15 protein-coding genes and 1 other RNA gene are annotated in these 22384 nt (G+C 66.1%); 9 read left to right on the top strand and 7 right to left on the bottom strand.

Annotated elements, in window-relative coordinates; genetic code table 11:
- Positions 1-347 precede the first annotated feature (347 nt).
- Entirely contained in the window at positions 348-1082 is a 735-nt protein-coding gene (locus tag NTY77_18560; GenBank protein MCX5797498.1) for a C4-type zinc ribbon domain-containing protein, read from the top strand.
- Between the two features lie 7 nt (positions 1083-1089).
- Positions 1090-1456: RNase P RNA component class A (gene rnpB / locus NTY77_18555), an RNA gene on the top strand.
- 37 nt (positions 1457-1493) lie between these two features.
- On the opposite strand, the gene NTY77_18550 is transcribed toward rnpB, so the two are convergent.
- Positions 1494-2414, bottom strand: coding sequence for a hypothetical protein (locus NTY77_18550; protein ID MCX5797497.1), 921 nt, complete (start codon positions 2412-2414; stop codon positions 1494-1496).
- 80 nt (positions 2415-2494) lie between these two features.
- On the opposite strand from NTY77_18550, the gene NTY77_18545 reads away from it, so the two are divergent.
- A complete protein-coding gene (locus NTY77_18545) occupies positions 2495-8188 on the top strand; it encodes an MG2 domain-containing protein (GenBank protein MCX5797496.1) in 5694 nt (1897 codons plus the stop codon).
- Between the two features lie 3 nt (positions 8189-8191).
- Here the strand turns inward: NTY77_18545 and NTY77_18540 are convergent, their stop codons facing one another.
- Positions 8192-8629: a response regulator gene (locus tag NTY77_18540; protein MCX5797495.1), complete on the bottom strand. Its 438-nt coding sequence runs from the start codon at positions 8627-8629 to the stop codon at positions 8192-8194.
- A gap of 161 nt (positions 8630-8790) precedes the next feature.
- Between NTY77_18540 and NTY77_18535 the strand changes: the two genes are divergently transcribed.
- From NTY77_18535 to NTY77_18510, 6 genes are all read left to right on the top strand, one after another.
- The gene (locus NTY77_18535) at positions 8791-9525 is read left to right on the top strand and encodes a hypothetical protein (GenBank protein MCX5797494.1); all 735 of its coding nucleotides are present in this window, start codon (positions 8791-8793) and stop codon (positions 9523-9525) included.
- Between the two features lie 143 nt (positions 9526-9668).
- Complete coding sequence (locus tag NTY77_18530) at positions 9669-10247, top strand: class I SAM-dependent methyltransferase (GenBank protein ID MCX5797493.1); 579 nt, start codon at positions 9669-9671, stop codon at positions 10245-10247.
- Between the two features lie 264 nt (positions 10248-10511).
- Complete coding sequence (locus NTY77_18525; protein ID MCX5797492.1) at positions 10512-11195, top strand: hypothetical protein; 684 nt, start codon at positions 10512-10514, stop codon at positions 11193-11195.
- A complete protein-coding gene (gene pbpC / locus NTY77_18520) occupies positions 11192-13303 on the top strand; it encodes a penicillin-binding protein 1C (GenBank protein MCX5797491.1) in 2112 nt (703 codons plus the stop codon). Before NTY77_18525 ends, pbpC begins: the two co-directional genes overlap by 4 nt.
- 416 nt (positions 13304-13719) lie before the next feature.
- On the top strand, positions 13720-15849 hold the full coding sequence (locus NTY77_18515) for a HEAT repeat domain-containing protein (GenBank protein MCX5797490.1): 2130 nt from the start codon (positions 13720-13722) through the stop codon (positions 15847-15849).
- 132 nt (positions 15850-15981) lie between these two features.
- The gene (locus tag NTY77_18510) at positions 15982-16854 is read left to right on the top strand and encodes a radical SAM protein (protein MCX5797489.1); all 873 of its coding nucleotides are present in this window, start codon (positions 15982-15984) and stop codon (positions 16852-16854) included.
- Between the two features lie 34 nt (positions 16855-16888).
- On the opposite strand, the gene NTY77_18505 is transcribed toward NTY77_18510, so the two are convergent.
- The 5 genes from NTY77_18505 to guaB all read right to left on the bottom strand — a co-directional run bounded on the left by NTY77_18505 (position 16889) and on the right by guaB (position 22348).
- Positions 16889-18304, bottom strand: a complete 1416-nt coding sequence (locus NTY77_18505) for a penicillin-insensitive murein endopeptidase (GenBank protein MCX5797488.1) — start codon at positions 18302-18304, stop codon at positions 16889-16891.
- A gap of 431 nt (positions 18305-18735) precedes the next feature.
- On the bottom strand, positions 18736-19386 hold the full coding sequence (locus NTY77_18500) for an NlpC/P60 family protein (protein MCX5797487.1): 651 nt from the start codon (positions 19384-19386) through the stop codon (positions 18736-18738).
- A gap of 21 nt (positions 19387-19407) precedes the next feature.
- The gene (locus NTY77_18495) at positions 19408-20163 is read right to left on the bottom strand and encodes a hypothetical protein (protein ID MCX5797486.1); all 756 of its coding nucleotides are present in this window, start codon (positions 20161-20163) and stop codon (positions 19408-19410) included.
- A 70-nt stretch (positions 20164-20233) separates the two neighbouring features.
- Positions 20234-20878 carry a hypothetical protein gene (locus tag NTY77_18490; protein ID MCX5797485.1) on the bottom strand — a complete coding sequence of 215 codons (645 nt, stop codon included), beginning with the start codon at positions 20876-20878 and terminating at the stop codon, positions 20234-20236.
- Between the two features lie 39 nt (positions 20879-20917).
- Positions 20918-22348 (bottom strand): IMP dehydrogenase, encoded by a 1431-nt coding sequence (gene guaB / locus NTY77_18485; GenBank protein ID MCX5797484.1) that lies wholly within the window; start codon positions 22346-22348, stop codon positions 20918-20920.
- Positions 22349-22384: the final 36 nt, after the last annotated feature.

The following is a 22384-nucleotide window of genomic DNA, read 5'->3' as shown; positions in this document are numbered from 1 at the left end:
GCTCGAAAGGGACTACCGAGTCCCCCAGCCAGAATCGCATGCAGGGGCCCGATGTTTATATCTCCCCGGATATAATCACCTTCAACGTGCAAGTGATTATATCGTCCAGCGTATAAAAATAACGCGCGACTCGCAGAGTCGCGCGGAACCGCCCCTGCCCGTAGGGCAGGGGCGGTAGAGGGCTAACTCCCAGGGTTCTTCCGTCCCGACGCTGCGCGTCGGGACGGTGGCGCCCGGCACAACGACCGCCGGGCGCTCGTTTATACGGAATACCTGCAGGCTACCTACAATTCTTCCCCGCGCCCCGTCCGCCCGGCGGCCCGCGCTATTGTGTATAATGATGACTAATGGCCATCAATAAGGAGACGATCCAGCGCCTCGTCGCCGTCCAGGAGCAGGACGCGGTCCTCGACGGACTGCAGAAGGAGATGGACCGCATCCCGCGCGCTATCGCCGCCCTCCGGGCCGGTCTGGAGGCCGCCAAGGCCAAGCACGCCGAGGCCAAAGCCAAGATCATCGGTTTCGAGAAGCAGAAGAAGGAGAAGGAGCTCGAGATGGCGGCCAAGGAAGAGGCCATCCGCAAGCACACCATGGAACTCAACCAGGTCAAGACCAACGACGCTTTCAAGGCCCTGCAGCATGAGATCGACCAGGCCAAGGAAGCGGGCTCCCAGATCGAGACCGAGATCCTTGAGGTCATGGAAAGCATCGACGCCGGCCGCGGAGATGAGAAGTCGGCGGCCGCGGAGCTCAAGGCCGCCGAGGGCAAGGCCAACAGCGAGATCGCGGTGCTGGAGGGTGAGCTGGGCGAGCTCAAGGCCAAGCACGAGGCCCGCAAATCCGTCCGGGACGAGGCCGCGGCCCTGGTCCCGGCCGACATGATGCGCGTCTACAGCCACGCGCGCATGCGCGGCAAGACCGACGCCATCGTGCCGGTCGACGGCGGCAACTGCAGCGCCTGCCGCATCAACCTGGCGCCCCAGATGATCGTCGAGGTGACCAAGGCCAAGGCCCTGGTGATCTGCGAGAGTTGCCAGCGCATCCTTTACAAGCCGGAACCCGCCGCGAAAGCGGCCCCATAGACGATTTCAGGACAGCCGGAGGGCCGCTCCGTCTTCGGGCGGGGAGGAACCTCCGGACTCCATAGAGCGCGACGCCCGTCGAAAGGCGGGGCCACGGGAACGCAAGGACCCGTGGACGGAAAGTGCCACAGAGACATACCGCCTTCATCGCGAGATGCGGGTAAGGGTGAAAAGGCGAGGTAAGAGCTCACCGCCCGGGCCGCGAGGTCCGGGGTCCAGGCAAACCCCGTCGGGAGCAAGGCAGATGGGCGGCCAGCGCGGCTCGCGCGTCCTCCGCAAGGAGGGGCTTCCCGGTAGCCGCATCAGAGAAATGGCCCTCCAGTCCCCCCGCGAGGGGGGATGGACAGAATCCGGGGTACAGGCTGTCCTGAACCGGCCCGGCCCAGCTCCGCTGGGCTGGGCCGGCGCCTATCAGTGAGGCCGGCGGCCGTGGAGCCGCTCGAGCTTCTCTATGAGGCCGTCGCGCCGCAGCAGGTCCCGGTACTGCTCAGGCCCCGCCGCGATGACGCGGCGCAGGCAAGCGAGGTTCTGCGCGACGGCGGCCGCGCAGAGGTCCCGGTCGACGCCCCAGCGGGCGCGGAAGTGGGGGCGCATGTAGCGGTCCACGCCGCCGAGCTCCTGGGCCAGGCGCCGGTGGGTCTCCGCATCGAAATCGAAGGTCTTCTGGAGCATGTCGAACTCGTCGACGAAGCCGGGGATCTTTCCTTCCTGGAACTCGTAGTAGAGGAAAAGGAGTTTCTCCAGATAGGTCCGAGACGACATCTGGCCGAGGAGGTCTCCGGCTCCCAGCATCTGGCCCAGAAGCTTGGAATTCCCCGGCGCGAAGCGGACGGAAGCGATATCGACGTGCAGGCCCGTGCACAGCAGCAGGGACCGCGACAGGTCCGGGTAGTCATCGGGGAAGCCGCGCGAGCGGAGATATTCGGCCAGAAAGTCGATGGACCGCTCCACGTGGCAGGCCGTGTACTTGGCGCCCGTGCCCTCGGTGTCGTCCTCGGCCTGGATGTAGCCGGAATCATGGAACAGCGCCGAGAGCGCGGCCATGGTCAGGTCCGCGTCGGTGAAGCGCGTGCCCTCGACCTGGGCGCCGTGCATGAGGCGGGTCATGGCCAGAAGGGTGTCCGTGGTGTGGTGCAGGTCGTGGTACTCGGTGTTGCAGGCGCGCCAGCCCGGATAGCGCCCCGCGAAGAGGCGCTTGATGTCCTGGAAGGCGGCCTTGACCGGAGCGAGGGACAGCGTCGGGGAGATCAGGCGCAGCAGGTGCTCGGTCTCCCTGGCGACGGCGTCGGGGTCTTCGGTGTCCAGCAAAGAGCGCAGATTCGGCTCTGCCATGCGGGACTATCATAGCATCTCGCCGCCGGCCTGGGAACGCGCCATTGACCAGTCCGGCAGAAAAAAGGCCTAATTGGGCCATGAAACGCCGAGTGACCCTTCTTTTCACGCTCCTCCTCTCTCTGAGCCTGTCTTCGGCCGCGTCCGAAAGCCTCCAGGTCGTGGCCAAGACCCCGTCCGGCCCCACCCAGTCGCGCCGCTCCTCCGATGCCGTGACCGCGACCTTCAACCGGCCCATGGCGGCCTTGAACGCCCCGGAGGAAGCCGGGAAGTTCTGCCCCATCAAGCTCGAGCCCGCGGTCAAGGGCCGCTGCCGTTGGCAGGGCACGCAGGTGCTGTCCTTCGAGCCGGACCAGCCCTTGCCTTTGGCCACCGAGTTCCGCGCCACCATACCGGCCGGGACCAAGCCGCAGGCCGGCGGGGAGGCCCTGGGCGCCGAGGTGAGCTGGACCTTCGAGACACCGCGGCCCGCGCTGGTCGACAGCCGGCCGCGCCACGACGACAAGTGGATCGACCCCAAGGCCGAGCTCTTCGTCCATTTCAACATGGAGATGGACCCGCGGCGGGCGCGCGGCTCCCTCCTGCTCGAGGAACGGGATCTGGCGGGCACGCTGCTCGGCGAGGTCGCCGTCGGGGTGCGCAGGACCAAGCCGGAGGAGCTCAAGAAAGTCATGCCTGGGGATGACTACGGAGCGGCGGCCAGCACAGCCAACGTCCTGGCGATCAAGCCCGCGCTCCTGCGGCCCGACCGTTCCTATAGGCTGCGCTTGCGCGAAGGCCTGCCCGCCGCGGATGGCAAGCTGGGCTTGGCCGCGGAGCGCGACATCGTCTTCGAGACCTGGTACGCCTTCCGGGCCGCCGAGTTCCCGTCCCAGGCCTGCCTGCCGGCGGGATTCCGCATGGCCTTCAGCAACCCCGTGCGCACCAAGGACCTCCTGGCGCACATGAGCGTGGAGCCCTCCACCGGCATGCCCGAGCTCTCCGAGGAGCAGGGCGAGAACACCGGCGCGCGGGACGATGAGAAGCGCCTGGTCTATCACTACCTCCCCGACATCGCCTACCGTCCCGACACCCTCTACGCCTTCAAGATCGACGGCAAGCTCAAAGACGTCTTCGGCAACGAGCTCGGTTCCGACGCGCGTTTCACCCTGGAGACGGGCGGCTACTGCCCGAAGCTGCGCATGCCTTCGGGCTTCGGCATGCTCGAGGGCTATCTGCCGCCGCGCCATCCGGTCGACGCCGTCAACGTCCAGCAGGAGCCTTTGGAGAAGGCCTATATCCCGGATGCGGAGTTCGTGCCGTTCTACCAGGGCGAGAAGTGGAACTGCGAGAAGTCCCCCGCGCATCGGGGGGGCCAGGCCAAGCTCTGGGACCTGACCGTGCGGCGCAACGCCCGCCTGCGCACCTTCATCGATCTCGGCGGGATGTTCCCTCCCGGCTCGCGCGGCGGGCTGGTCTTCACCCAGGTCCAGGAGCCGGGCGGCTGCTGGCTCAAGGCCGTCGACGACGTCACCCGCATCGGGCTCACGGTCAAGGATTCTCCGGACTCCGTCCTCATCTGGACCACTTTCCTGCGCACCGGCGCGCCCTACGGCCGCGTGGCCGTGGAGATCCGGGGGGACGACAACAAGGTCCTCTGGCAGGGCGTCACCGACGCGCAGGGCTTCGCGACGGCCCCGGGTTGGCAGCGCCTGGGCATCAAGGATTGGCAGCGCTGGCACCGCCCCCGCCTGTGGGTCTTCGCGCGCGACGCGGCCGGCCCGGCCGTCATGGCCACGGACTGGCACGGCGGGGTCAGCCCGTGGCGCTTCGACATCCCCACGGATGCCCACCCCCGGCCGCGGCGCTTCGGGGGCTCGCTGTTCACGGAGCGCGGCGTGTACCGGCCGGGAGAGACGGTGCGCTTCAAGGGCATCCTGCGCCGCCTCGCCGGGGGGGATTGGGTCCCCTTGGGAGCCCGCGCCGACGATCCGCGCGTCCTGCGGCTCACCGTGACCGACTCCCGCGACGCCGTGGTGGCCAAGGCCACCGTGCCGGTCTCGGGCTACTCGGCCTTCGACTACGCTCTGGCCTTGCGCGAGGGCGCCCCCACCGGAAGCTGGAACGTGGAGGTGAGCGAGCCTTCCGAGGAGGACCTCTCGGTGGTCAAGCCCGCGGAGCCCGACGCCGAGGGCGAGGGCGGCGGCTCGGAGCGCCGGGAGAAGTTCATACAGCTCTCGCAGAGCTTCCGCGTCGAGGCTTTCAAGCCCGCCACCTTCGAGGTGAAGGTCGCCCCGGGACGATCGTCCTATCTGGTCCGGGACACCTACACGGCCGTGCTCGACGGCTGGTATCTCTTCGGCGCGCCCATGCCCGAGGCGCCCGCGGACTGGTCTTTGCGCCTGGAGCCCTCGGGCTACGAGCCTCCGGGCTACGAGGAGTTCGATTTCTCGCCGGGCTGGTGGCGCCAGGAGGTCCGCACCGGACGGGTCGCGGCTTCGGGCGCGGGCAAGCTCGACGGCCAGGGCAAGCTGCGGGTCCAAGCCTTCCTCGATCCGGCCGGGACCAACGGCCCGCTGGCCGCGGTCCTGGAGGCCGGAGTCTCGAGCCCGGAGCGCCAGCGTCTTTTTGGCCGGGCCACGGCCGTGGTGCACCCGGCCGAGCTGTACTTCGGCATCAAGCCCAAGAGCTATTTCGCGGAGAAGGGCAAGGACTGGTCCGCGCAGGTCGTGGCCGTGCTTCCGGACGGGTCCCCCGCGCGGGGCCTCGTCGCCGAATACAAGCTCGTGCGCCGCGATTGGCTCAGCGTCCAGCGCGCGGGCGTGGCCGGCCGGCTGGAGTGGGTCACGGAGCAGCGCGACACGCAGGTCGCCACCGGGACCTGGACCACGGACGGCTCCACTCATGCCTGGACCCATGCGGTGGCGCAGCCGGGGGAATACTTCCTGACCGTTTCCGGCAAAGACGAGCAGGGCCGTCCGGCCGAGGCCGCGGTCTGCTTCTACGCGACCGGCGCGGGCGAGGCGTGGTGGTCGCGCTCGGACAACGACGTCATCGAACTGGTGGCGGACAAGAAGCTCTACCATCCGGGCGACACGGCCCGGATACTGGTCAAATCACCTTATCCGCATTCCCGGGCCCTGGTGACCCTGGAGCGCGAGGGCGTGCTGGCGCACTGGCTCACGCAGCTCGACGGCGGGGCCGGCTTCGTGGAGGTGCCCTTGGGCGACCGGCACGTGCCCAACGTGTTCGTGGGCGTGATGCTGGTGCAGGGCCGCTCCAGCGCGGCCGAATACGCGGAGGACGGCTCCGACCTGGCCAAGCCGCAGGTGAAGTTCGGCTACGTGGACCTCTCCGTGGACCCGGGCGGGCGGCGGCTCAAGGTGTCGGCCGCGAGCGACCGCCAAGAGTATCGGCCGCGCGGCACGGTGACCGTTTCCTTGCGCGCGTCGGACGAGACGGGCCGGGCCGCGGCCGGAGCGGAGCTCACGGTCTTCGCCGTGGACGAGGGCGTGCTGGCCTTGACCGGCTATCAGACCCCGGACGTGTTCTCGGATTTTTATGGGAACCGGCCGCTCCTGGTGGGCACGGCGGACTCGCGGCTCTACGTCATCGGGCAAAGGAGCTTCGGCGAGAAGGGCGAGAGCCGGGGCGGCGGCGGGGGCAAGGGCGCGGGCCTGGAGGGCATCGACCTGCGCTCGCGCTTCGTGCCGACGGCGTACTGGAACCCGTCGGTGGTCGCGGGCCCGGACGGCCGGGCCCAGGTGAGCTTCACCCTCCCCGACAATCTCTCGCGTTTCCGCGTCATGGCCGTGGCCCAGGCGGGCCGGCGCTTCGGTTCGGCAGACTCGCGCTTCACGGTCAAGAAGCCCCTGCTCATCCGGCCGAGCCTGCCGCGAGGGGCCCGGGCCGGCGACGCCTTTGACGCGGGCGCGGTGGTGCACAACTACACCACGGCCGCGGCCACGGTGACGGTGGAGATGACTTTGACGGGAGATTCCGTGGCCGCGGAGGGCGCGCCCAGACGCGAGCTCATCGTGGCCGCCGGCCAGGCCGTGGAGACGCTATGGAAGTGCCGGGCCCTCAAGCCCGGGGAGGCCAAGTTCCGCTTCAAGGCCGCGGCCGGGGCGGAGAGCGACGGATTGGAGTGGACCGTGCCGGTGCGCGCGCCGGAGCGGCTGGAGACCGTGGCGACGTCCGGAGTGGTGGATGAGGGGTCTGCGGCCGAGGAGCTCGTCAAGCCCGCGGGCAGCCAGCCCGGCGTGGGAGGAGTGAGGGCCACGCTCTCGCCCACGGCCCTGGCGGGGCTGCAGGCCGGGGCGCGCTTCCTTCTGGAGTACCCGTACGGCTGTCTGGAGCAGAGGCTTTCGCGCATGCTGCCGGTCATCGCGGGCGCGGACCTGACCGCGGCCTTCGGGCTGGGCTCGGTGGGCAGCCTCAAGGCCAAGGTGCAGGGCGAACTGGACCATTTCTCAGACTTCCAGGCGCCTTCGGGCGGGTTCGCCTATTGGCCGAGCCCGCAGCGCGCCGATCCTTATATCACGGCCTACGCCTTGGAGGTCGCGGCTTTGGCGGGGAAGGAAGGCTACCGTCTGCCCGCCGAGGTCCTGGCCAAGGCCGTGACTTGGCTCAAGACGACCTTGACCGGCAAGAGCGACTGGGCCTATCCGTACAACGAGAGCGAAGAATACGCGTCCCGGGCCTACGGGATCTACGCTCTGGCCTTGCACCATGAGATCATGCCGGGGTATTTCCAGCAGCTGTTCCAAAAAAGGGACCAGATCCCGTTCTTGGCCAAGGCCTACCTAATCAAGGCCGCGCCTCTGGTCTCCATGGACCAGAAGGCCGGCCAAGTCTTGGCCGCGGACCTGCTCAACCAGGCCCGCCTGGCGCCGCGGTCCTTGCATTTCGAGGAGCCTGAGGAGACGCGCATGCCTTGGGTGCACGGCTCCACGGTCAAGGCCACGGCCGTGAGCCTGCAGGCCCTTCTGGAAGCCCAGGGCGGGTTCCCGGGCGACGAGAAGGCGGTGTACTGGCTGGTCGGCGAGCGCAAGGCGCAGGGCCGCTGGCGCACCACGCAGGAGAACGCGGCCAGCCTACGGGCGCTACAGGATTTCTACCGCGCCCACGAGAAGGTCGAGCCTGACTTCACCGCCGAGCTGTCTCTGGGGGGCGGGCAGTCTTTGTGGAACGAGAAGTTTCAAGGCCGCACGCTGCTGGCGCGCAGCCGGGACTTCAAGCCGGACGCGGTGTTCGGCTCCGCGGACAAGGCGCGGCTGAGCTTCTCCAAGACGGGGACGGGGCGGCTCTACTATACGGTGGCCGAGACCTACGCGCCGGCGAGCTTCGACGCGGCGGCTTCCGAGGGCTTCGAGATCGAGAGGTCGGTGACGCCGCTCTACGGCAAGACGCTCAAGGCCGGGGGCCGGGCCGTGGTGACGCTCACGGTCAGGACCAAGCAGGACCGGACCTTCGCGGCGGTGGAGGACCCTCTGCCCGCGGGCTTCGAGATCGTTGACCCGAGCTTCGGGGTGGAGAGCCATGAGGACGCGCGGGCTCTGGCCGAGCAGGGAGCCCGGGGCGAGTATTGGGGCGGCTTCGAGCGGGCGGAGAACTATGACGACCGCATCCAGATCTTCGCGGATCTCCTGACCGCGGGGGAGCATAAGTATTCGTATCTGGTGCAGGCCACGACGCCCGGGGTCTTCCACTGGCCGGCGGCTTATGTGGAGCAGATGTACGAGCCGGAGGTGTTCGGGCGGACGGCTTCGCGGTCGGTGAGTATCGAGAAGTAGGGGCTACCAGCCCAAGGACTTGCCGCGCGTGGCCGGCTTGGTGCGGAGGAGGGAGTGGATGTTCATGGCCAGGAGCGCGGTGTTGACGGGCTTGGAGTAGAAGCCCTTCACGTTGGGCTCCTGCTTGACGATCTGCTCGGTCTCTCGGTTGGACATCTTGCCGGTGATGATGAAGATAGGGACATCGCCGGCGTCGTTGGCCTGGAGGACGCGCAGGAGCTCGATGCCTTGGATCTTGGGGAGCTTGAGGTCGAGGAGGATGAGGTCGGGATGGTGCTTCAGGACTTTCTGCAGGGCATCTTGTCCATCCGAGGCGGTCTCGAGCTGGAAGCCTTCCTTCTTGAGCAAGGTCTCAAGGACGGCGATGATGTCGGGTTCGTCGTCGACGATAAGGATGCTCTTGTCCGCGGCCGAGGTCAGGGCGCCTTCTTCGGGGGCCATATCATCATGAGACCATTTTGGGAGGAGGCCTTCAAGGTGGGGGTCAGGTCTTGACATTTGACACTAAGCCTGTGGGAGTGTGTCCGGCCACAGTATGGCCCCGACACCCGCAGGGTGTCGGGGCGGGTTCCGGCGCGCAGCGCCGGAACCTCAGCAAAGTCTTGGCCCTGACCCTCTGTCTGCTGGCCCCCGAGGCTCTCCAGGCCGGTCCGCCCTACATCACGGATGACCCCGAGCCTGTGGCCTACAGGCACTGGGAGGTCTACCTGGCCTCCCAACTCTCCCATGACGACACGCAATGGTCCGGGACCCTTCCCCATGTCGAGGTCAACTACGGCGCCGCTCCCGACCTGCAGCTCCATATCATCGCGCCTCTTTCCTTCATAAGGCCGGCCGGCGGCCCCTTGCAATACGGCAACGGCACCACGGAGCTGGGGGCCAAATACCGCCTCATACAGGAGACCGCTTCACGGCCGCAGGTGGGCATCTTCCCCTTGGTCGAAGCCCCGACCGGCGACCGCGCCAAAGGCCTCGGCACCGTCAACACTCCGGTCTTCCTGCCCATATGGCTCCAGAAGACCATGGGCAAGTGGCAGAGCTACGGCGGCGGCGGCTATTGGTTCAACCCGGGCGCCGGCAACCGCGGCTTCCTGCAGGCCGGCTGGCAGGCGCAGTATAATATCGACGAGCGCTGGTCTCCCGGCGCCGAGCTCTTCTACAAGAGCCCCCAGACCGATGACGGCTCCGCCCGGGTCTCTTGCAACCTCGGCTTGGTCGTCAACATCACGGATAATCACCATGTCATGGCCGCTCTCGGCCGCGACCTCCACGGCCCGGTGCTCACGCAAAGCTACCTGGCCTACCAATTGACCTTCGGCCCTGCGGAGAAAAAATGATGATGGCGACTTCGCGGAATAAAAACGGTTTTTCTATCAGCACTTTCTCGCCAGTTACCTCCAGCGCTGGCGGTAATGAAAAAAAAGACTATATACCATCAATAGAATTAACATATTTGGTCGCCATCCCGACCGCATAGACAATGAAGATCAGGGAGAGCGGCATGCCGGAGCGGGAGCTGTGGGAGACTTTCTTCGCTCCCGAGGATATCCTCGCCACCCTCGGGCTCGATGAAAGCCTCATGGACGTCGCGGAATTCGGCTGCGGCTACGGGACCTTCACCATACCCGCGGCCCGCATCATCCGGGGCGACATCCACGCCTTCGACATCGAGCCCAAGATGGTCAGGCTCACGGACGAACAAGCCGTCCAGCACGGCCTGCGCAACGTCAAAGCCGCGCCGCGCGACTTCATGGATCAAGGCTCAGGCTTGCCGGATGCCAGCGTGGACTACGTCATGCTCTTCAACATCCTCCACCTGGAGCACCCCGACCTCCTGCTGCGCGAAGCGGCGCGGATACTCAATGACGGCGGCAGGCTTGGCATCATCCATTGGAACCACGACCCTACGACCCCAAGAGGACCGTCTTTGGACATCCGGCCCAAGCCCCAAGACTGCATCCGCTGGGCCAAAGCCGCTGGGTTCAGCGAGCCCGTCCAGCACGACCTCAAGCCCTATCACTACGGCATCGCCCTGACGCTCCGGAGGCCGCGGCCATGAACGCCGGAACCGCCCGCATCCCGCTCATGCTCTTCGCGCTGCTGACTTTGGCGGCCTGCGCCCCCAGCGGCCCATCCCCGGAGGACATCAAGCAGTTCCTCTCCCAGCCGCACATGAAGCTCAAGTCCTACCCCTTCGATCCCAAGAGCCCCCTGGAGAGCCGCATCGGCCCCTGCCCGGACTTTTTGGTGGTGTTCATGAGGAGCATGGACAAAAGGGCCGACTATCAGGCCTACACCCCCACGCCCCAGGAGAGAGCGCCTCGTGGGCGTCTACTTCGTCAAGAACTTCACCGGCAACGGCATGAGCGACTGGCTCCTGGACGAGTCCGGCCAAGTCTATGCCTGGCTCGTGCTCAACCCCGCCGCCTTCCGCAAGACCATCTCCGAGACTTTGGCCGCCCGCGAGGCCTCGGTCTTCAAGGGCGATGCCGGCGTCACGGTGGACTGCGGCACCCGGTACCAGGGCGTGCTCTACACCATCCTCCATGAAGGCCTGCACGTCTACGACTACGTGCGCGGCGTCACTCCATACGTCGAGGACATGGTCGTCTACGCGACGCGCGGCGGCCAGGGGCTCGGCGTCTCCTGGGACGTCTGGCAGAGCAAGAATGAGCCGCGGCCGGGCTCCGACTATCCTGGCCGCGACAAGCTCCGCTTCTACGGCCTCGGCGGCGGCCCGGCCATCCCCGCGGCTGACGCGGCCAAGGTCTATAAGGGCCTCATGAACTCGCCGTTCCCTTCGTTGTACGGCAGCCGCTCCTGGGCCGAGGACGCGGCCGAGCTCTTCACTTTCTATCACCTCACCCGCGCCCTGAAGCAGCCCTATGCCATACGTGTGGCGGGCCGGGAGCCCATGATCCTCTCACCCATGAAGGGCGGCAAGGCCTTCGGCCGGGCGCAGGGCCTCTACGGATCCTTCTACGGACCGGAGCCCAAAACCGATTGAAGAGGATCGCCGGCGCCGTCCTGTTCTTCGCGGTGTCCGCGGCGGCCGCCGCCGGGCCGTCGGTGGAGATCACGGACCGCTACGGCCGCAGCTTGCGCACCGTCCTCTCGCTCGGAGACACCGTCAACAAGCCCGTGCCCCTGGAAGCCGTGTCGCCCTGGCTGGTCCTGGCCACCTTGGCCGCGGAGGACCGCAGGTTCTTCACCCATCTCGGCGTGGACTTCGAAGCCCTGGCGCGCGCCTTGTGGCAGAACGCAAAGGCCGGGCGCACGGTTTCCGGAGGCTCCACCATCAGCGAGCAGCTCGTGCGCGCCTTGAATCCCCGGCCCCGGAACTTCGGCGGCAAGCTGGCCGAGGCCTTCCAGGCCTTCGCCATGGAACGGCGGCTGGACAAGAAGACCATCTTGGAAGGCTATCTCAACAACGTCTCATACGGCGGCCGATTGAGGGGGGTCGAAGCCGCGGCTTGGTCCTATTTCGGCGTGCCGGCCAAGGACCTCTCCTTGGGACAGGCCGCGCTGCTGGCCGGCATCCCGAAGTCTCCCAGGCGCTACGATCCGCGCAGGCACCTGGACCAAGCCTTGACCCGGCAGAAGCGGGTCCTGGGCCGCATGAGGGATTGGGGCTGGCTCGACTCCGGCGCGCTCGCTTTGGCCTCGGCCGAGAGGATCCAAGTCCAAGCCGAGGACCGGCGGCTGCGGGCCGCGCACTTCACCGAGTTCGTGCGCGGACGCAGCGACTCCAGAGTGCTGCGCACAACTCTGGACGCCGAACTGCAGGAGCGTCTGGAGAAGATCCTGGCCGAGCATTTGGAGCGCCTGGCCCGGTACCGGGTCTCCAACGGCGCGCTGGTGGCCCTGGACAACGCCTCGGGCGAGGTCCTGGCTTGGGTCGGCTCGGCCGATTACTTCGACGCCGAGCACCAGGGCGCGGTGGACGGCGTCACGGCGCTGCGCCAACCCGGCTCGGCCTTGAAGCCTTTCGCCTACGGCCTGGCCTTGGCCCGGGGCTTGAAGGCCTCTGACATCCTGCAGGATACGCCCGCCTACTTCGCGGGAGGCTTCACGCCCAAGAACTATGACGAGACATTCCACGGCCCGGTGCGGGCGCGCGAAGCCTTGGCCTGCTCCTACAACATCCCGGCCGCGCGAGTGGCCGCGGCGCTGGGGGTGGTGCGGCTCTTGGAGGGTTTGCGGCGCTTCGGCCTGGAGTCCTTGCGGGAGAGCGCCGACCATTACGGCCTGGGACTGGTGCTGGGCAACGGAGAGGTCACCTTGCTGGAGCTGACCGACGCCTACGCCGCGCTGGCCCGCGGCGGGGTCTGGCTGCCCTGGACCGTGCTGCGGGGAGAGCCCAAAGCGATGCCTGCTCATCGGGCGCTCGATCGGGAATCCTGCTACATCGTCACGGACATCCTCTCGGACAACTCGGCCCGGGCTTCGGCCTTCGGCCTCAATTCGCCCTTCCACGTGCCCTTCCCCTTCGCGGCCAAGACCGGGACCACCAAGGATTATCGCGACAACTGGGCTTTGGGCTACACCCCCGGCTGGACCGTGGGGGTCTGGGTGGGGAACTTCGACGGCAAGCCCATGCGGCGCGTCTCCGGCATCTCCGGCGCCGGACCCATCCTGCACGACGCGGCCGAGGAGATGGAGCGGCGCTTCGGCGCACGACCTTTCCCCAAGCCGGCCGGCATACGCGAAGCCGAGGTCTGCCCGGACTCGGGCGACCTGCCCGGCCTTTGGTGTCCGTCGCGGATGCGCGAGGTCTTCTCCGTGCGCAACCTGCCGCATAAGGTCTGCAAGCGGCATCGGCCGCCCCAGCCTGGGGCAGCCGCGGCCCAAGCCCGGCTGGCGGTGGATTTCCCCAAGCCGGGAGACGTCTTCAGGCTCGACCCGACGGCCGCGCCCGCTTCCCAGGCCATCCGCCTGCGCGCTTCAGGGGCCGATGACTCATCGGTCTGGACCGTGGACGGCCGGGAGCTGCCGGAGCGCGGCGCTTCAGTCTGGTGGCGTCTGCGGGAGGGGAAGCACCGGCTCAGCGTGGCGCTGCGGCGAAACGGCCGTCTCTCGCGCTCCGCAAGCGTCGGATTTTCTGTCGTCCCTTAGCGACGCTCAGTCCGGGCCTAATCAGACCTGGGACTTCCGGACATCTCCGCAACCCCAAAAGGCCCCTGACATCCGGCGGAACATGACGCATCCTATGGCTGTCTATGTCGACCAGGGATCGCGTCACCAAGGCCCGGCAGCTGTTCCTCCTAGCCTGGCTTTTGCCTTTGGCAGCCAGCATCGGCCTCGGCCCGAGGCTTCATGCCGCAGTCCAGGTCAGCCGGCCAGCCCAGGCCGGAGGCCCGGCCGCGGGCTGGCAGGCTGTCACCCCTGCCGCCGGGGCCGAGTTCCAAGCCCGCGCAGATTTCGCCGCTATCTTTCCGAAACTGCAGGGCTCGCTCAAGCCGGCAGAAGACCTGGGCGCTCTCAGGCGCGTCCTGGCGCAAACGCGGCTTGAGCCGCGCGAACTCGGCGCCATGCCTGCCGCGGCCCGGGTTGAACGCATCGAATCCGCGGTCAAGGGCTATGCGGAGAGGCTGGCCGAGGAAGCGGCGGTGAAGATGCGGCCCGCGGAGGACCCGGCCCAGTCCATCATGGAGTTGAACTCCCTCAAATACCGGTTCGAGGACATGCTGGCCGCGGTGAAGCTCATGGAGCTCGAGAACCAGGGCGACATCGAACGCGCGCTGGACCGGGATGCCGCCGAGGTTGACTCAGCCCTGATCGCTCGCAGCGACGCCCTCGCCCAGAAGATCCTTTCCGCCCTGCCCCGCGCGGCCGACGCGGCCTGGCACGGCCGCACGGCGGTCGTGCCCGTGGGTCCTGACGGCAGCGCGGTGGCCTTGAAGTTCGCAAAGCTGAACAAGAGCGTGGAGGGCGAAGGCGCCGGCCTGGAACGGGCTGGCCGTTTCGGCGTTGACGCCCCGGCGGCCTTGCCGAGCCGCGACGGCTATGTCCGCCCGATCAGCGACCAGTCGCCGCAAGCTGAATATGGCACGGCGTTCATGGCGTACCTTTTGCCGGGGAAGCTGGCTGGAGAGTTCTTCTCCTACCTGGGCGACCTGCTCCCCAAGGACTGGGGCCGGAAGCAAAAGACGCAAGCCGTCAGGTCCTCGGCCCTGAAGGCCGTTGACGGGATGCTGCGGCTCCATGAGAACGGGTGGTATCATGAGACCTTGGCGCCGCTTTCGCACTCCGAGGTGGACTGGCAGTGGGATTACTGGAGACCGGCCGTCGACCACTCGGTATTCGAGCTCTCAAGATTCGGGCCCACCAGCATCCATAACTGGGTCGGAGGCTTGAGCTATGCCAATATCCGGCTCTCGGGCCTGGCGGATTTTGAGCATTTGAAGACTTTTGATACGCGGTCATCGGACAACAAGCAGGTGCAAAAGATCGTCGGCCAGAATATCTTCGAATTGAGCATGCTGGTCATGCGGGCCGGGTATCGCAACAAGCTGGGCGCCGGACCGATCTCCGAGATCCTGGCCGAGGTCTTGCAGCGCCACGCCGCCGGCATCTCAGGCGAGCGGCCCATCGAAATCAGGAGGTCGGTCCTGCTCCCGCTGGTGACTGGCGTCGTCCGGCGGTTTTACGCCTTTAGCGCGATCGCCGACGCCATGCCCCGCTTTTTGGTCCGTCGTTTCAACGATGCGGTCAGCCGCGTATCCAACCGGGCCATGCCGGCAGGCGCGGCCCTGGTCATGATAGGGGAAATCGTGCATCCCTTGATCATGGATGTGATCAAGCCCTATGTCGAAGCCCTCAGGAGCGGCGTCGCCGACTCGGTCTACTGGAATGCAACGGAGAAGCCATCAGGGGCGCCGTACCGCGACAGGCTGGTTTTTTCAGAAGAAAAAGGCTCTCGCTTCAAAAAAATCGTCTTGCTTGCGGCCAAACCAGTGCTGGCCCTGCTGTTCGGCTTTGAGACCGCCCCTTATCTGGGCAGCCTGGGCCGGTTCCGAAGACCCTGGATCTGGCAGCATGGCGCCGACCAGGATGCGCAAGTGCGCCGAAAAAGATCTGCCGCGCTCCAGGGCCGCCAGGATGCAGGCTCCTTAGCGCTCATCCAGGATGCGCTGGCAGACCAGGACGTGGATGTGCGCCGCTATGCGGCCATTGCGCTCGAGGGCCGCCAGGACACAGGCTCTCCAGCGCTTATCGAAAAGGCGCTGGCTGACCAGGATGCGCAAGTGCGTCGCTATGCGGCCGATGCGCTCATAGGCCGCCAGGACACAGGCTCCCTGGCGCTGATCGAAAAGGCGCTGGATCACCAGAATGAAGATGTGCGCCGCTATGCGGCCTCGGCGCTCAAGGACCGCCAGGACGCGGGCTCTCTAGCGCTCATCGAAAAGGCGCTGGCTCATCAGGATGTGGATGTCCGCCGCAATGCGGCCGTTGCGCTCGAAGGCCGCCGGGACGCGGGCTCTCTAGAGCTTATCGCAAAGGCGCTGGCTGGCCAGGCGGATGAGCTGGTGCGCCACAATGCGGCTTGGGCGCTCGTGGGCCGCCGGGATCCAGGCTCCTTGGCGCTCATCGAAAAGACGCTGGCTGACGAGGATCCGTTGGTGGGCCGCTATGCGGCCGAGGCGCTCAAAGGCCGCTGAGCGTGAGGTCGCAGCGGCGGCCCCTTGCGGACCCTGCGGCCCAAGCCGGGCTGGCGTCGGATTTTCTGTCGTCCCTTAGCGGCGCTGATCGGCGTTTTACAGAGTCCGTGGCCATGTCCTAGAATACGACTCATGGAGCGGCGATCCTATGGGCAGACCCCGGCGTGCTCCTGGGAGATCCTCCATGAATGCAACTATCGCTGCCCTTATTGTCCTTTCCTTCCGTCCTGGCTGGCTGAGCCGGCACGCTCCAGCGGCAGCCGCCCAGCCCGCACCCCGGACGACTGGATCTCTTTCTGGCGGCGGATATTCGAGAATCACGGGTCTTTCTTCATCGAAGTGTCCGGAGGCGAGCCCTTCCTCTACCCCGATTTCCCAAAGCTGATCACGGAGATCTGCCGTTGGCACACAGTCCGGATCGTGACCAACTGCTCCTGGAATCCGGACGATCTGCCGCAAGGGCTCCCGGTCCAGAGGGTATGCTTCTTTGGGAGTCTCCATCCTTACGCCGCACGGCTCGACGAATTCGTCGCCAAGGCCGCGGCCATGAAGTCCCGCGGTTTCCGTTTTCACGCGGTCGTGGTCGCCTACCCGCCCCTCCTCGACCGCCTGCCGATATTCCGCGACACGTTCCAAAAGCACGCCATCACTTGGAGCCTGATTCCCTTCCAAGGAGTCTGTGGCGGCCGCCGCTACCCAAAAGACTATGAACCCGCGCAGAAAGCGCTGCTGCAGCAATCGACGCGCGCGACCGATATTCCCTTCTTTGATTATCTGACGGAAGTCCGTTCTCCCTTGGGCAAGGCCTGCGTTTCCGGGATGCGCTATTTCCGGGCCTACCCGGATGGACGGGTCTATCCCTGCATATCCATCAAGGACATGCCCGGCTCGATCCCGCTGGGAGACATACGAGATCCGGGATTCCGCCTCAACGCGGCGCCTACGTCCTGCCCGGCAAGCCGCTGCGTCTGTCCGAGGGAAGTCCACAATCTGTTGCAGCCCTGACCCGGTAGAATCCGGGCCGCTGTCTTAGCGGCGGTCAGGGCGGCAGGATGCGGATGTGGAAGTGGTCGTTATGGTTGGGCCAATGCACCAGGACGGATTTACCGCGGGCGGCCTGCTCGGCGGTCAGCACTCCCTGCCTCTGCAGCGCGTCGAGACCCTGCCCGACCGCGGCGTGCTTGCTCTGATCGACCAGGAAGTACTCCCGCCCGTTGATGTGGCGGAAGCCCGGCATCACGCGCAGGACGGAGGCCACGATCATCGCGTTGGCCAGCGGGTCGAAGCCGTTGTGCTTGACGAAGATGATGTCCGCGTCGATGCCCTTCTGGTGCGAGACGTGGGGCGGGAAGGGTCCTCCGCCCTTGCGCGATATGCCGCCGATCGATAGGCGCTGCTCCTGGCCGTAGTAGTCCGAGTACTGCGCGCCCATGCTCTTCAAGAGGTCGATCATGGTCTGCGTGCCGTAGCAGCCCGGCTCGCACACGGCCTTGATGCCCGGGGCCGGGGCCGGCGTCTCCCGGGAGCCGGGCAAGGGCACGCTGATCGAGCGGTCCGGATTCGGGTTGACGGGAGGGGAGGTCAGCGGGTCGGTCCGGTCGCTGCGCGGCAGGATGCCCTCGCTGGAGATCAGGCCGCCGCCGTTCCAGGCGTCCCTGGCCACGGCTTTGACGTTGTTGCCGAAGCTCCGGAAGAAGCCCGGCTCCTCGGGGGCGGGGAGCGCGGGCGCGGCCGGGTCGTAGCGGGACGGGAGCGGCTCGTAGGCGGGGACGGCCGCCTTCGCCGCGTTCGGCGCCGGAACGTGGGAGCTGTCGAGCTTGAGGGCTTTGGGTGAGACCATGCCCTCGGGCAGGGGCTTGGGCTGGGCATCGCCAGCCACGGCCCCGTCGTCCGTCTCCGGGGCTTCCCCGTCGAGCTGGAGGCTCCCGGCCTGGCTCTGGTCCGCGGCGCTGATGTTGCCGTCGAAGAAGCGCGACAGGAGCTGCGCGTCGCCCTTGGCCAGGAGGCTCAGGCCGGACAGGCTCATGAAGCGCTCCGGGGGGGGCACCTTGCCGTCCTCAGTGGCCGGGGCGATCTCCAGGGAATCGGCCGGGGCGCCGTGGGAGCCCGGCTCGAAGAGCTTGTCGAAGGTCGAGCAGTCGCCGTTGGGGTTGGGGACGAACTTCGAGACATCCCCCTCCCCGGTGGGCTGGAACTCTCCGCCTTCGCCGCGCGGCAGCTGCGGCGCCGCCGCGGCTGCGGCTGGCTTGCCCTTTTCGGCGCCGCCGGGCTTCTCGGTTTTGGCCTCTTTCTTGGCCGCGGGGCGGACATAGACCCCGTCCGTGCAGACCTTGGCCATCAACTCTTTGGAGGGCTTGGGCTTGGCCGCCGGATCCTTCGGATCCTTGCTGGTCGCCGCGGCCAGGAGGCCGGCGCAGATCAGGACGCAGAGGGTCGGGATGAGGGGTGTTCGCATAGCCTAATGATAACAGGAAGAAGTCCGGACGGCAAGGGATGGGAGCTCGACTTCACCCACTTTTCCTAAGCTGCGGATAGCAGCCCCCTGCCGTCCTGCCATTCCGACGGGCAAAGCCCGTCGGAATCCCGCGCACCTGCCCGTATAGAAAGTGGGCAGGTACCGTGCGACGGCGTTCTCCTTACGCACGGCACGCGGCGCGGAAGAGATTGTTTTCGGACGACTGCGTCCGGACACAGTCGTCGGGCGCTGACCTTCGGTCAGCGCGGGTTTGGCGGCTGCGCCGCCAAACCTCAAAAAAGAATTCCTGGCCCCCCTATTATCGCGTCGCCGGAGGCTTCACCTTGCTTCTCTGCGTCGGAGCACTCACCGTCCCGGGGCTCTATTGGCCCGTTGGAAAAGTGGGTGAGGTCGTGATGGGAGGTCTTGGGCTACTCGATGACGCGCCGAGCGTGCGAGAGGTGGGTCTTGTACCAGCCGGCGAAGCGGCGCACGCCGACGCTCTCTGCGTGGCTGTCTATGATATGCTCGGGGTCTATGTAGATTACGACGTGCGAGACGCGCTGGCGGTTCATCTTCAGGATGTAAAGCAGGTCGCCGGGGGCCAGGGGCTCGTCTGGGCCGAGGACGCGGCCGGGGGAGAGGGGCCCTTCGGACTGCTTGGAGATCTCGCTATCGAACTTGATGCCGAGTCCGTAGTTGTAGACCCATGAGGTGAAGTTGGAGCAATCCAGCCCTGGGCCGGTCTTGGCGTTGAACTTGGGCGATGGGTGCCAGCCGGGTATGTGGTGATGGCGGTAGCTGAGCCCGATGTAGCGCTTAGCCACGGCGATGACGCGCTGGCGCCGCCACTGCGCCGGGTCTTTGCCGAGGGGCACGGGCACGGGGGGATACTGGGCCGCGGCGGGTCCCCAGCCGCGCATCCTGCTCCATCTGAACCTGGGGACGTCGGATTGGGGCAGGCGGTCGCGCTGGGCGAGATCCGCGGTGAGCGAGGGGTCTGGGGCCTCTGCGACCTGCGCCGCCAGGGGCAGGGCCAATAAGAGCAGGCTGGTCGCAAGCCTGAGCTGGCCGGTACTCATGGACGGGCGCGCCGAGGGCCCTTAGTCCTTCTTCTTGCTGTCGCTCTCTTTGTCGCGGGCTTCGCGGCGGCGGGCGTTGTCCACCGAGGTCTTGTAGGCCGCGATCATGATCATGACGCGGCTGTCCACGGCGTTGGGCTGGTAGACCTTGACGTCCCAGTGGTCGGAGAAGAAGTTGATCCAGGGGCGCTCCAAGGTGGCGACGCGGCGGCCTTGGGGGTCGGTGATCTCGACCTTGGTGCCGAGCCAGTCCACCTTCTCGGAGAGGGCGACCTCTTTGCCCTGGGCGTCCAGGATGGAGTAGGCGGTGTAGACCTTGAAGAAGGACTTGAAGACTTGCTCTTTGAAGCCGCCGATGGGGTTGCCGAGGTTGTCGGTGACGTCGACGTGGGCGCCCCAGGAGAAGATGCGCGAGCGGGCTTCCGCCACGAGGTTGCCGTCGGCGTCCTTGTACTTGAAGGAGCGGCTGAGGCTGAGTATCTTCTGGGTGATGACGCCGAGCTTCTTGCCGTCTGAGACGACGTCGAAGGTGTCGGTGAAGGAGATGATGCGCTCCTTGATCGAGAACGCGCTGGGCAGTTGCGGGGCTTGGGCCGGGGTGGCGGCCGCGAGGGTGTAGGCTTGGCCGGCGTATGCGGCTTCCGGCGAGGAGGGGATAGCGGCGGGGGCGAACTCCATGAAGCCCTGGACGGCGCTGATCTGGGAGAGCTCGGGGACCTGGGCGCGGAGGGGGGAGACGGCGAAGGCGAGGACGAGGGCGGAAAGAAGGAGTCGCATGGGACTATTGTATCGCGCGGGGGGCGTTCTTCTGAGAGGCTTTGGGCCTAAAAAAGGCCTGGCAATCGTCCTAGGGATGCGGGCTGTTGGCTGGGACCGGGGAGGGGCCGTTTGGCCCGGTGCTCATTATCTTATCCAAGTCAAAAAGGCCGACATGATTGAGATATCTATGCTGGTCGGTTGCCGCTTCTCCGTTATATGTCACTATGAATTTCCCATCCTTGAAATGGGTGATATCCGAGATAAAAGTAAATTGTTTGCGATTGAACAGGATCGTGAATTCCTGATTCGTCAGGGGGTTGACGATCAGGTAAGAGGTTTCCGTGTCGCCACGATATTGCCTGTCGAAGACTTTTAGAGTGATTTTCGAATACTTCTGTTTGTCGACAGGAACATTGAATAATGAGTACCCGTCCCTATATTCTCTTGCGCTATCGAGGATCAGGCACTCTCTTTCTTTTTCGATCGTATAGGGGTGTAGAGTGCTTAAAAGAGCGCCGTTGGCAGAGGATATTTCAATGAATGTCGAGTCGTGATTCCTGCCGTAAATGAGGTTCGACCCTTTTAGATAGACTTCGCCGACTTGGCCTTCGATCTTTGTATTCCAGTCTAAGTCTTTTAGCTTGAGCTCATAGTCCTTGTGATTCGAAAAAGTCATGTTGCAGCCGACAATGAATAAAGAGATCAAGATCAATGTGGGCAATAGGATCGCCATGTTCCTCATTTGGGATTGCTGTAAGTCTCTTGACCTTTGCTAGCGGTCCAAAGCGTGCGGCCGCGACTCAGCCCAAGAAGCCTGGGAGATCCGGATGAATTCCGCCTTCTTCCAGAATTCCTTGAGGTCGTGCGCCCCGGAATAGCTCATCCCCGAGCGCAGGCCGCCGGCCAACTGGTGCACCACCTCGCTGACCGGACCCCGGTAGGGAGCCGCCGATTCCACACCCTCCGGGACCACCTCGGCCACCTCGATCGGGTCCAAGTCCGCCTCGCAGTGATGCTCCCGCTTCTTGCGGGACATGGTCGCGGTCAGAGAAGCCATGCCCCGGTACATCTTGTAGCGCGCCCCGTCGCGCACCACGGTCCAGCCCGGGCTCTCATCGGTGCCGGCCAAAAGGCTCCCCAGCATCACGGTCGAAGCCCCGCCCGCCAAAGCCTTTGTGATATCGCCCGAGTCCCGGATGCCCCCGTCCGCGATCACCGGAACCCCGAACTCCTTGGTCACCCGCGCGCAGTCCATGATAGCCGTCAACTGAGGCACGCCCGAGCCCGACACGATGCGCGTGATGCAGATAGAGCCCGGCCCCACTCCCACCTTGATCCCATCAGCCCCGGCCCGTGCCAGGTCCCGCGCGCCCTCGTAGGTCGCCACATTGCCCGCCACCAGCTCCATCTTGGGAAAGCGCTTCTTGATCGCCTTGACCGCGCCCAGCACATGCTCGGCGTGCCCATGCGCGACGTCGACCACCAGGACATCCGCCCCCGCCTTCAACAGCTCGGCGCAGCGGTCCAGATAGTCCGCCATCACCCCCACGGCCGCGCCCACCAGCAGACGGCCCCTGGAGTCCTTGGAAGCCTCGGGATGCAGCTCCCGCATCTTCAGGTCCCGGGCCGTGATCAGCCCCACCAGGACCCCGTGCGCGTCGACCAAGGGCAGCTTCTCGATCTTGTGCTTGCTCAGAAGCTGTTTGGCCACTTCCTCGTTGATGCCCGGCTTGGCCGTGATCAGGTCCTTGGACATCACCTTGCGCAGAGGCAGGTCGGAATCCTCGCGGAACTGCAGATCCCTCTGGGCCACCACGCCCAACAGCCTGCGCTGGGAGTCCACGATCAGCATCCCGCCCACCTCGTGCCGGCTCATGGCCGCCCGCGCATGGGCCACGGTCGCGTCCGGCCCCAAGGTGTAAGGGTCTTCGATGATGATGTTCTCCGCCCGCTTGACCTTGGCCACCTCGGCCACCTCGTCCTCGATGGAGAGGAAGCGATGGATGATGCCCAGGCCCCCGCAGCGGGCCATGGCGATGGCCATCCCGGCCTCGGTCACCGTGTCCATGTTGGCCGAGACGATCGGGCACTTCAAGGGCAGCTTGCGGGAAAAACGGCCCGTGGTGTCCACGTCCTTGCGGGAGCGGATCGAAGAGCGCTTGGGCGCGAGCAGGACGTCCCGGAAAGTGATGGCTTCCTTCATAAGGTGGGTTCTCCTTGCGGCCAGGGGGGATTATAG

It is taken from the genome of Elusimicrobiota bacterium (assembly GCA_026388095.1).
Classification (GTDB): domain Bacteria; phylum Elusimicrobiota; class Elusimicrobia; order UBA1565; family UBA9628; genus UBA9628.
The sequence above is the reverse complement of the archived record's forward strand: the minus strand, read 5'-3'. Positions and strand labels throughout refer to the sequence as shown.